Origin of the sequence: Dictyobacter vulcani, from assembly GCF_008974265.1 — a bacterium.
GTDB lineage: Bacteria > Chloroflexota > Ktedonobacteria > Ktedonobacterales > Ktedonobacteraceae > Dictyobacter > Dictyobacter vulcani.
The window spans coordinates 501,914-515,107 of record NZ_BKZW01000002.1 but is presented as its reverse complement, the minus strand read 5'-3'; the positions used below and the strand labels follow the sequence as shown (position 1 = coordinate 515,107).

Sequence of the window (13,194 nt, the reverse complement as noted above, 5' to 3'; positions counted from 1 at the left end):
CCTATTTACGTCCTTCTAGTATCTTTTGAACTCCCTCGAACTCCAATTCCCCCTGCGTAAATTTTTCCATCATGGCGATAATTTGTCCGTCGCTATATGGCATGTCTTTACCGGGTGCCTTTTCTACCCTGGTCGTCCTTTCCATCTCGTTCTGATTGAATGCATTGACTTTACTGGCTAAATAGGTGACCAGTGATTGAATGGTTTGATGCTCCAGCATGTCACGTCCTGTAATCTTGATATGGAAGGTTTCTTCTACGAGACGCATAAGTTTCCTGCCCAGAATAGAGTCCATTCCGTATTCTTGATATTTCTTTTTGAGGTTTATCTGCTCCGGTAACAGACCCAGCTCTTGAGAGAAAAATTGCACGATATATGCTTGTATGCTCTCTTGCGAACCTGTGCCTGCTTCATGGTGATGTGTCTGTGACTCTTCTATCTGTTGAGAAGAAGCGACGGCTCCACGGGGTTGTTCTATCGTTTCCGTAATCCAGTAATGTTCTCTGGCAAACGGATAGACGGGCAGCGATATGCTACACACGTCGGTGCCTTCATGAAGCAGTTCCCATGAGATCTTTCCACCTTCGGCCCAATATTGAGCAATTTTGTCGAAGTTCTGCTCCTGCGCCAATGCGCGCAGCATTGCTTCACCTGCGGCTCCAAAAAACAAGTTTCCTCCAGGCGCGTAGCCTTCTTCTTGCTCACCGGTAAAGATGGGAAGCGATGTTTTTAATCTCTGACCTTCATGTGCTGTATCCAGGTACTCCTTCAAGGCTTGTACCAGTTGTTCCTGGTTGCGCACGACCACAGCCAGGCGAGCTTCCATAACTTCTCGTCCAACTTGTAGGGTATAGGCGACATCTGCTAACGAAAGATCATTGTGCGACTGCGCATAATCCAACATGCGTTGGGCAACTACGTGCAACCGATCCTGACTCTTTGCTGAAAGAACTACAATTTGCGGCCTGGGTGGCTGGTGAGAATGGCTCGCATTTGCCATCGGCGGAACGTACTCTTCGACGACAATATGAGCATTGGTGCCGCTGATTCCCGTTGAACTGACCGTTCCTAGCCGCCGTACGTCAGGCTTTGCAAACCACGCTTGATTCTCTTTCTTCAGGATAAAAGGGCTTTCTTCGAAATTGATATAGGCATTGTTTACCTCGCCATGATGTGTTGCAGGAATCGTCTGCTCTTTCATCGCCATGAGCATACTGATCAAACCCACTACTCCTGAGGCGGCAAATGTATGGCCGATTAATGGCTTGATTGAACCTATCGTACAAAACTGCTTGCGATCAGTGTATTTTTTGAAGACGCTCGTCAGGGCCTGGATCTCTAAAGGATCACCTAATTTTGATCCTGTACTATGCGCCATTACATACTGAATATCCAGCGGATTGATGTCGTATTTTTGGTAAATGCTTTCAATTAGTTCCGCCTGACTGAATGGATTTGGGGCGGTAATTCCGTTGGTTCTCCCATCATAATTCACGCCACTCGCTCGGATGCATCCATAGATATGGTCTTTATCAGCGATGGCTTTCGATAATGGTTTCAATAGCACGGCCGCTACCGCTTCACCGGGCACTAAACCATTGGCGCTCTGATCAAACACTCGGCATTGCCCATCTGGTGATAGCATGTCTGCTTTACTCAGTGCTGCGTAAGACATGCTAGAGATGTTCAAGCTGACACCACCAACCAGGGCCATTTCACAATCATCATTCCGCAAAGCCTGGCATGCTTGATGAATTGCGACCAGACCCGAGGAACACGCCGCCGTTAAGGCCAGGTTAGGTCCCTTCAAATCCAGCGTATATGCGATACGCGCAGATAAGGTCGCATTCTGGCTACCATTGATCTGCATGCTATCCTTCGCTAAAAAGGCATATTCACCTTCTTCTACACCCACATACACTCCGCAAGACTTGCCTTTGATGCGTTCACCCATATATCCAGCATCTTCAAATGTATGCCAGGCTTCCTCTAGAAATATCCTATGCCTTGGATCCATCGTTTCGGCTTCTTTTGGCGAGATCTGAAAAAACAATGGATCGAAGCAATCAATGTCTTTCAAGAATGCTCCCCATTTTGAGTTGGCTTTACCCACCTCTCGATGAGGGTCACCGTAGTATTCTCGCCAGTCCCAGCGTTCCCGGGGGATTTCAGTGATGCAATCCTTGCCGTTCTTCAGGTTGTCCCAAAGCTCACTCACAGAATCAGCCTGCGGAAAGCGACCACTCATGCCTATAATCGCGATCGGTTCCGCATGATTGGAATGAACACTCCTGCTGACCACGCTGGTCTGTTTAACGGGCTCGTGGAGCTCGGCGGCGCTGGATGCTGCTTCCCGATGTTGGGGCTCCGCTGGGATGTCAGCATTATTTAAGCAGGAAGCGGATTCGACAACACCTTCTCGATAGAATGCCTCTATGGCGTCTTGATGATCGGCTAAAAAGTAATGGATCAATTTTTCCAGGGTCGAGTATCCAAAGAATAAGGATGGGTTGATCTCGATACCATAATGCCTGGTTAACATAGTGGCAAATTCTGCCAGATTAATGGAATCAAAGCCAAAATCCGTCCAGTTTCGGTCCAGGTCTAACTTGTTCTTTGGGATTTTGAGCAAACGGTTGATATGTTCTTTTAGATCCCATTCCAGGCATTGTTCCGTATTCAACCCGTCCATTTCTAGCTGCCGTCCTTTTCCAGAAGGGCGTGCCGCTGGCCGGGCCGGAGCTTCCTGCAGTCCAGGAAAACGCTGCACCCGGCTACGCTGACCGACCAGTACCAGGTGCTGTGTAAGATCTTGTCCAAGGATGCGCTCGAACAGGTTAATCCCTTCTTCGGCTTCCAGGAAACGCTGGCCGCTGGATTTGAGATACATTTCGGTTGTCTCATGGTCACCAATCGCCATTCCGCCGTCTCTCCACACTGGCCAGTTAATCACGAAGGCCGTGCCTGGATACTGCTGCTTGTTTCTGTAGTGTGCATATGCCATCTGGAAACGATTGCCGATCGCGTAATCACAGCAACCAAAATCTCCCAGAATAGCTGAAGATGAGGAAAAATAGCATATAAAATCAAGCGGCTCCTTGCGAAGCAATGTATCCAATATCAGCGTTCCAGTGACGTTTGCCGCAATAACTTCTTGGAACACTGACATGTCTTTCTCAAAAATGCTTTGCTTGCTTTCTACGCCAGCGGCATGAATGACACCATGAATTACTCCAAAGCGTGCTCTGGCCTGCTTCAGGCCTGCTTCCATGCCGATCGGATCACATACGTCTGCCTGTAGATAGATAACCTGATTTCCGAAACGTTCTAATTGCTCAATTTGAATTTGCTTTTCTGGAGTGAGCGGTGAGCGCCCTGTTAGGATCAAGTTCGCAGCATACTGCCGGGCCAGGTGCTTCGCAAACAATATGCCGAGACCGCCGCACCCGCCTGTGATCAGGTAGGTGCCTTTCGGCCTTAATATGTTCTTATCAGCTTCCAGGGTGGTGGAGGCCATACAGTTGATGTAGCGTTTCGTATCTCGATACAGGACGACCTGATTGGTTTGAACCTGCAATTCCACCCGGCACTTTTGCAGCCAATCTTCCATGGAGGCTTTTCGGCTCAATCCATCGCTCTCTTGATAAACGATCGCTATTTTTGTCTCTGGCAGGACCGGACCCAGTGAGCGTTCAAAGCCAATCCAGGATTCCAGGTAGCAACGGTCCAGACTCTGGTCGAGCTGACCTGCTAACAATAATCGACTCACTTTTAGCCTGTTCGCTGCGATAGCTTGCAGGATGTATACAATGCTTGCATAATCCCGCACACAGTCTGGATCCTCAAGTGCCCAGAAATAGAGAATTGCGCCTATCTCTCCATGCTCACGCTGGATGCTTTGCAAGACTTTTTCATATGCGTCCGGGTTATGGCGTGAAAGGCTATAAACGTCCGGGAATGCTTTCATGTCTATTGTGCTTTGTGTAATAAACACGATCCTGGTCTGTTCTGCGAAGGTTGCGATGGTGTTTCTGATCTCTTTTTGCGCTTCTGGATCCGAAAGGAAACATACTAATGTCTTCATGAGATTTGCAGAGGTCTGCTGCACAGGCTGTTCGCGCCATGTCTCCTCAAATGTCATCAGTTCAAAAGCTTCTGGCATCAGCGAGACTGGTTGATGAGTAACTGTTCCTACGACGGAAGAGGCATCCCCCTCTACCTGCACGCGCACCTTTCTATTGGCGGTGCTATCAAACGCTTGTAACCAGTAACGCTCTCTGGCAAATGGATAGGTTGGCAGGCTGATGCGCAGCGGCCTGTGATCTCCATACAACTTGTTCCAATCAAAAATCAGACCATTCACCCAGAGGTCCAGCAATTTGGCATATTTCCTTTTGCTGGCCCAGGCTTCGATGATCTTATCCATGTCTTCATCCGCTGTAAACACTGATAGCGCATTTTTGTGCGCTCTGACTTGCCCACGATTAAGACCATCAACATAGTCTTTGGCTTCCACAAACAGCGTCAGCTTTTCCTCTATCTCTTTGATGGACGCTGCAATAAAACCCAGACGCTCATCCATGGCTTCACGCCCTACCTGCAACGTATAAGCTATACGTACCAGGTCAGCGTTAGCGTATCGCTGCTCCTTTATGGCTATAAGCAAATTTATTGCCTGCTGCCGAAGCTGCTCCTCGCTCTTTGCAGAGAGTATGATGATGACAGGCTGAGATGGGCTTACCTGATGTTGCACCCCTGTAGCGGGCATATATTCTTCTACAATAAGATGGGCATTGGCTCCTCCCGCGCCGAAGCTGCTGATGCCAGCCCTCCTCGGTATTTCTTGCCCATCTATCATCGGACGTTTCCATTCCGCCAACGCTCGCTGCAGCCTAAAGGGGGTATGCTTGAAATCAATGTTGGGATTTAACACTTCGGCATGTAACGAGGGCACCAGTTGACGATGCTTGAATTGTAGTAATATCTTTGTTAAGCCTGCCATGCCAGCGGCACTTTCGCAATGTCCGATATTGGATTTGACCGACCCGATGGCGCAGAATTGCCGATCCGGGGTATCTTGCTCAAAGGCTCGTGTGAGTCCTGCTATTTCAATGGGATCTCCTAATACTGTACCGGTACCATGCCCCTCCAGATAACTAATCGTACGTGCGGACACATTTGCTCTTTGCAGGGCTTCGCTGATCAGTTGGAACTGGGCGTTAGGATTCGGTACAGTATAGCCGTTGGTTTTCCCACCGGCATTGACCATACTGCCCTTGATAACACCATAAATCTGATCGCCGTCTTCAATTGCCTTATTTAGCGGCTTCAATACGATGGCGCCCACACCTTCTCCATCCACAAATCCATCGGCTTGATCGCCAAATGACTTGCACTTATCCCCTGGAGTGAGCATGTTCATTGTCGAGAGGTTCAAATAATGGATGGGGTCTACGACCAGATTGACGCCACCTGCGATTGCACATTCACTCGAACCACTATACAGGCTCTCCAGTGCTAAATGAATGGCAGTCAATGAAGAGGAACAGGCAGTGTCTACGGCCAGACTTGGTCCCTGGAAGTTCAATAGATAAGAGATCCTATTGGCAATCGACCAGTAGCCATAGCCGGTCTGATAGTTCTTGTTCATAACACCAGCGAATACGCCGATTTTTCTGCTGGCACTAAGAGTGGCTGGCGTATAGCCTGCATCTTCGATACTCGCGTAGGCTGCCTCTAAAAACACTCGCTCTTGAGGATCCATGCGTTCCGCTTCTACTGGCGAAATTTGAAAAAATGACGGATCAAACTTGTCGAAATCCTCTATGAACCCTCCCCACTTTGTGTATATGGACCCTCTTTTGCCCTTTTCTACACTGTAATATTCTTGCCAATCCCAGCGATCCGCGGGTATTTCTGTGATGCAATTTTTGGCGGCCTTCAGGTTCTGCCAGAAGTCGTTGACGGTGTTGGACTGGGCATAGCGACCAGAAAGGCCGATAATCGCAATGTCACGTCCCCCGCTGGATGGCTCCATTGCTGCACGATCTGGTCTGAGATATCGCCCGGGCCTTCGTAGCTTGAGCTGTGCTGGCCCTGTTGTTTGCTCATTCACGTCATCGTTGCTATACCGCTCTTCATTCGTTCCGCGATTGTCCAGACCTACGAGTTTTATCAAGGCATCCTTCTGGGTCTTGATGAAATGGTCGACCAGGGCATCAATGGTGTGATGTTCAAAGAACAGGGTGCTGCTAACGTTATCCAGTACCTTCCGTAAACTATTCGTGAGCTGGACAACGACAATCGAATCGATACCGTAAATTTCTAGTAGATCGGAAGAGTCGATCTTGTTTACCGGGATTTTCAGCGTTTCTCCAACCAGTTTTACGATATATGCTGTGCTTTTCTCTTTTAACAGGTCATCCGTTACGTGGGCTGATTGTTTGATCGGGCTCCTGGGGACGGAACGTTGGTTGCTTCTTTTTGGAGTGGCACTCTGCTCCTGTAGTGTTGGCTGCGGCTGCACTGCTTGTTTTTGCCGAATTATGCCATCACTTTGTGCCACAACGATCTGGTGACTTAAGCTGTGGGCTTCCTGCGCCGGGAATATAACCCTCTTGAAGCCTTCATTTTCTAATACCTTGCGCCAGGTTTTAGGATATAAGCCAGGGCAACCCGCGATGCGCAGTTCGGGATCCTCATACAACCACCAGCCTTCCAGAAGACCAAAGGTCAGGTGCGTAAACATGCCCTTGCCGGCCATTTCATTTAATAAGAGCAGGCCGTTGCTTTTCAGGACCGCTTTGGTGTTGCGCAGCGTCTGGCGAATGTTTTTGGTCGCATGCAGTACATTGGCGGCAATGACGATATCATAGCCACCAGCATCAATGTTCTGACCGGCAATCGGGGCCTCCACATTAAAGATGTGATAGGTTAAATATGGATTCTGGGAACCATATTCCCGCTCGGCATGCAGCAGAAAGGCTCGGGAAAGGTCGGTATAACAATATTCCTGTATATATTCCTGATAGGGCTGTAATTCCTGGAAGACTGCTGCGCTCGTTCCGCCTGTACCTGCCCCTATCTCCAGGATGCGCAATGCTACATTGGGCTCTGACTTTAGCCGCTCCTGGACGTAGGCTACGACGGTATCTGCAAGCACTTCGTTGAAGTAATCAGCAACCTGGTTCTGCTTGTAGATTCCTTCTACCAGTTCCATCGAGGAATCAGGAAACATAATGTCGGTGGCAAGCACCTTGCCTGCCAGGATCTCTGGCAGGACTCTTATGGTCGCATCAACCAGGTTCACCATGGCTTTCAGATTGCTGTCGGCCCGTGAGGCTGCTTTCTGCTCTTCCCATGCCTGCCACAATGTATTCAGATCGAGGACAGCGCTATTGGTGACGCGATATACCTCGCCTTCTTGCTGGAGATAATGGTGTTGTGACAGCACCATCAGGCTCTCTTCCAGCCACCGAGTGTATAAACTGTGCAACTTGTGCTTGGCGATGAGACTGGCGGCTGTGAATGTCTGCTCCGCAAACAATCCAGCTGTCTGCAACTGGGCGAAAAGCAGTTTGCAGAGCAGCGTATCCATTGCAATGCTTTGCATGTGATTGGCATACGCCGCCTCAAAACCTTTTCGTGGAATCTGCAATTGCAGATTTGGAACGTCAAATACGCGGCTTTCAGGATAAACTTCAATGCGTTCACCTGGCTGCATGTTTTCAATTGCAACCGGTCTGGTGGTATTGATCAATGCCATTTGATTAACTGGCCCGGCAAGCAGAACCTCTAATGCTTTCATGCCTTCCTGTGGGTGAATCAATCCCAGGCCGATCTGGTCGAATAGTTGCACAAAATTTTCGTCGTTCGCAACTTCGCCATTACCCCAGTAGCCCCAATTCATGACTTTTACGGGACACTTCCACAGTTTCGCCAATCGAGCGGCAAATGCGTCCTCAAAGGCGCAGCCAGCGATATAATGGCTTTGTTTGACATTCTTGATATACGCAACAAGTGAGGAGAAGAAGATGATAAAGTCAAGGGGCTCATGCTGAAAAACTTGTGCGATGCGTACGCTTACATCAATTTTCGCTGATAGCCCGGCTTTAAATTCCTCTACATGCATATTCTCCAGGCTTTGTTCGGCTAAAACCATGGCTGAGTTGATGACACCGTGAATGTGTCCGTGCCGTTCTTTGATGGTTTTATATGCGCCCTCTAAAGCATGCAGATTGGATGCGTCCGCAGTTATGTATTCAGGAGCAAAGCCCAGGGTTGCAAGTCGGTCAAGTTTGGCCTGAATGGCTGCGTTCTTCTGACTGCGCCCAATCCATATAATCTGCGCTTGATAGCTGCGCATCATATATTCGCTCCACACTTCCCCAATATACCCTGCCCCACCAATGACGACGTACACGCCATGCGTCTTATACAAGCTTTGATTTACGGCATCATGGTGGAATGGTACCAACTGCTGCTGATACCATTGCCCGTTTCGATACGCCCGGGCATGTCCCTGGCGACTTACAGGCCAGGTAAACATATGATCAATCGGCCAGTTGCAACCATCCTCCAGATCGATAAGCCGAATTTTCCAGTTTGTGTATTCCTTGGCCATTGTGCCGGCAAGTCCATGCAAGCTGGCGTGTACGGGCTCGATGGCATCATTTTTGTCAACAAGTTGGGCCTGAACAGTGATGATGCTCCAGCTTACATCTTTGTTCCCATAGCCTGAATGGAGCAGCGCTTTGATGATTTGAAAAACTTGTATAACTCCATGGTTCTGCTCTGTAATCAAGCCATCATATGATAAATAATCCGCTGGCTGATAGGGCGCTAACCACAGAATATGTTCGATGGGATAGTATGCCTGCAGCTTTTTTGCGATTGATTCTATAGTGTCTTCTGCCTGCAACTCCAGCATGGATGCGGCTGGAAAGCGCTGTTGCAGTATCCTGCGCTGCTCCTCTGTTCCTCCAAGCACGACCACTCTTTCATTAACAGAGGTAACGTTTTGTTCCTGCGCTCCAGATATTGGTTCCCACGAGGGAAGCAATTGAATATGTCCGACCGGCGCAAGTGCACGGTTGCCGGTTTCAACCGGTTTCGTCATCTGATCGGGCTGGATTTCTCCGTCCGCTGCTCTTATTGCCGCTCCCTTCATGCGCACACAGATCCGTCCGGTTTCATCACATAGGTCTATATCGTATTTTACGATCTTGTTTTCTGCTTTACTGTCGTTGCTATACCTGACGTAAGACCAGATTTCCGCTGGACAAGGGCTCAGTATTTCAAGCTCTTGTAGAGCAAATGGTAGAGACAGTCTTTGGGATAACATAGGATCGAACGACTGGTCGTCACGAGACTCTATAATCAAACCAATGGATGCATGAAAAGCGGAATCCAGTAAGCTGGGATGTAATACATATTGGCTGTGCGTGTGTTGTACGGCATGTGGTAAGGATATTTTTGCAAGTAGCTGGTCCTGCCCTACATATATCTTCTCAATTCCTTGAAATCCTGGCCCATAATGAAGTCCCATTGTTTCAAATGCTGCATAGCACTCATTTCCTGTGAGGATATTTAGGTTGCACTCTTCCCGCAGGGCTCGCATATCTAAGGTTAAAGTGTGTCGCTGGGAACCTGACTCAGCTCGGCCCTGACTATATACGAGTTGCGTGTCCTTATCACTATAGCCACTATAAATTTCGTAGACAATCTCGCCATTATCCTCTGGATACAACCGTATATGAATCTCTGCTGGCTGATTCCCCTGGATGATGGGGCGCATCCATACAACATCTTTGAGCTTGCTGACACGCTGGTCTTCGCCCTGGCCTCCAATAGCTTTTTCTACTGCGGTGAGCGCCATTTCTAGATAGGCAACTCCGGGCAATATCTTCTGTTCCTTGATGACGTGGTCCGCCAGAAAAAACTCCTGCCCGGTAAAGGTTGAGCTAAAACGCTGTTCGATAAAATCAGAGGTATTCCGGTGCAGTAAAGGATGGAGTACACGTCCAATTGTCGCGCTGCCTGTTCCGGCGCTGGTGTCCGGTATCCAGTAACGTTCGCGCGCGAATGGATACGTTGGTACACTTATACGCATGGGCCTGCTGTCCCCGTAGAGTTCGTTCCAGTCGATCACCGTCCCGTGCGCCCAGGCTTGCGCCAGCTGGGTGTAGTCTCCCTTTTCTCTCCATGCACGCACCGCCGCCTGCGCTTCTTCGTCCTGCCGCACAGCTTCACTCCCCTTTTTGCCACTCTTGACATGTCCACGCCAGCATCCTACTCTGTCTTCCTGCCCCACCTCAAACGCGACCAGCCGGGCGCGCAACTCCTCAATGCTGTTGACGACAAACACGACCCGCTCTTCCATCGCTTCCCGCCCCACCTGTAAGGTATAGGCCAGGTCCACCACTGACAGCTCGTCCTGCAACGCGACTGCCAGGTTCTTGACGGCGATATGCAGTCGCTCCGTCGTGCGGGCAGACAACGGCACGATCACCGGCGCGGACCCCACGGTCATGGCCGGCCGTGCCCGAGGACTGTATTCTTCCAGGATGAGGTGGGCGTTTGAGCCGGATGCGCCAAAGGAGCTCAAACCCGCCCGGCGTGGATACCGCACCTCGATGCCATCTTCGAGCAGGGCCGGTTGCGGCCAGGCTTCGGTGACGCCCTGGACGTAAAATGGCGACTGGGATAGCTTTAAATGGGGATTGAGTTGCTTGGCGTGCAGGGAAGGTACGAGCGTACGATGGTAGAGTTGCAGGGCCACCTTGGTCAAACCACTGATGCCGGCGGCGGATTCCGCATGCCCGATGTTCGATTTGACGGACCCGATGGCGCAGAACTGCTGCTCCTGCGTGCTGTGCTGAAACGCTTTGACGAGCCCCTGGATCTCGATGGGATCCCCCAATGAGGTGCCGGTCCCGTGGGCTTCCACATAGCTAATGGTCCGGGGATGGATCCCCGTCTTCGTCAGACACTGCTCTATGACATCCGCCTGCGCAATGGGACTGGGCACGGAGATCCCACTCACCGTGCCAACGTGGTTGATGGCGCTGCCTTTGATGACGGCATAGATCCGGTCCCCATCCAACTCCGCCTGACGCAGCGGCTTGAGCAACACGGCGCCGATGCCTTCAGCCGAGACATAGCCATCGCCTCCCTGCCCAAAGGTGTGACAGTAGCCATCGCTGGAATGCATATCCCAGCCTCCATAGGTTACATATTTGTGAGGATGCAGGGACAGGTTGACGCCTCCGGCTAACGCCACACCACACTCACCACGACGAATGCTTTCGAGGGCCAGATGCACGGCGGTTAATGAGGAGGAACACACGGTATCGATCGCCATGCTGGGTCCATGGAAATTACAGTGATAGGAGACCCGGTTGGCTATCTGCGCATTATTGAGCGCCAACGGAACATTGTGACCTTGCGCGACGGCGTCGGCTCCGAGCAGGGTGTAATCCTTGTGCATCACCCCGACAAAGACGCCCACCGCATGCCGCTGATGACGGCCCTCCGGAGCAACCAGCGAGTTGGGGGTGTAGCCTGCATCTTCGATCGTTTCCCAGCACGTTTGCAGGAATAAGCGCTCCTGGGGATCCATGCTTTCCGCTTCTCGCGGCGAGATGCGAAAGAACTGGGGATCAAAGCAATCGGCATCGTCGATAAAGCCGCCCCAACGCGACAGGTTCTTGCCCGAAGGTGAGGTGATCCCCTCGAATTGCCGCCAATCCCAGCGGGAGGCAGGAATTTCGCTGATACAGTCTTTGCCCTCGGTCAGGTTGCGCCAGAACGCCTGGATGGTCGCGGCCTGGGGATAACGACCAGCCATGCCGATGATGGCGATGTCGTCTCCCTCCGCTGGACGGAAACCACCTGCGGACGGCTCGTGTCTGGCCTCAGCAGGGATGGCTGGCGCTCCCGCCACTGAGGATGTGCGAGACGGAGCCTGGTCCGGCGGCTGTCCACTGCTAGCGGCCGGGAAAAAGGCTGCAGCATAGTGCTCCGCCAGAAAGGTGGCGAGTTCTGCAATGGTGGTGTATTCGAACAATAGAATGGGCGATAGGCTGACACCAATCTGGATTTCAATGGCCTGCACCACCTCCAGAAGCCGACGGGAATCCAGCCCCATTTGATAATAACCAGTATCCGTTTCAATCTGCTCTTTCGGCACGTTGAGTCGTTGCGCTAACAGCTGGCGCAGAAAATCTTCAACCTCGTCGTACGCGCTCGCGCGGTCCATGGCTGGCGCTACGGCTGGCCGCTTCTCGACAGGGGCTGGCGCTGTGGTTGGCAACGCCTTAGGTGCAACGGTCGGCGTCGCGGCACGCGTGGGATCAATGAGCTCGGCTCCCCGCACGAGTTTACTGGCGAAGTTCTTCAATTCGGCGACTTTGTGGCCAGCGTCGTCAAAAAATTCCAGCGTCAGGTAGATCAGCTCTTTTTCCAGGCGAACCGAGGCGCGTTGAATACGCGTGAAGCAGTGCGTTTGCAGCAGTGCTGAGGCACAAAAGGCCTCGTAGAATAGCGGGAGATACAGCTTCTGCTCTGCATTGAGCACCTCCGTGAGTAACCAGCCGGACCCGACACCACTCCCGTCGATCAGTGCCGGGTGGAACATAAAGTGCTCCGCCTGCGACAGACCAGCCGAACCCGGCGCGAGATCGATCACGATACCAGCCTCGGTCTCATAGAGTTGCCCTTCAGCCTTCATCAGGCCGGTATGGAGCAGTTCCTGACGCCGGCATTGGTCATACATTGTATCTAATGCAATCGTGTTCTTCGCTACTTGCTTCAGAGCAGACACATCCAGCGTTTCTTCGAATACCACCAGTGGTCTTTTATACAGCTCAGCAGTTATATATTGTTTTTTGTCTTGCTCACCTTTGCCATTTTGCTGCGCCTGACCATCGATACGAATGCGCCATTGATCCTTTTCTACCTCCAGGCACTGGATAGTGAGCAGAACCTCATCATCTTGCTTCACAATTAAGGGATTATATATAGACACATTCCTGAGCTCAAGTTCATGATGAGCAAAACCATATTCGCGAAAAAGTTGATAGATAAGGTCAATATAAGCCAGACCCGGTAATAAATCTTGTCCGTAGACTTTATGATTGCATACAACGGGATTATTTAAAGAGATGCTTAATTGCTCCGTAATCATGTTTCCTA

The 13,194-nt window shown here is 50.8% G+C and carries 1 protein-coding gene; it reads right to left on the bottom strand.

Annotated features, from left to right (window positions below; genetic code table 11):
• Nucleotide 1: 1 nt before the first annotated feature.
• Nucleotides 2–13,186 (bottom strand): SDR family NAD(P)-dependent oxidoreductase, encoded by a 13,185-nt coding sequence (locus KDW_RS20100; RefSeq protein ID WP_151757745.1) that lies wholly within the window; start codon nucleotides 13,184–13,186, stop codon nucleotides 2–4.
• Nucleotides 13,187–13,194: the final 8 nt, after the last annotated feature.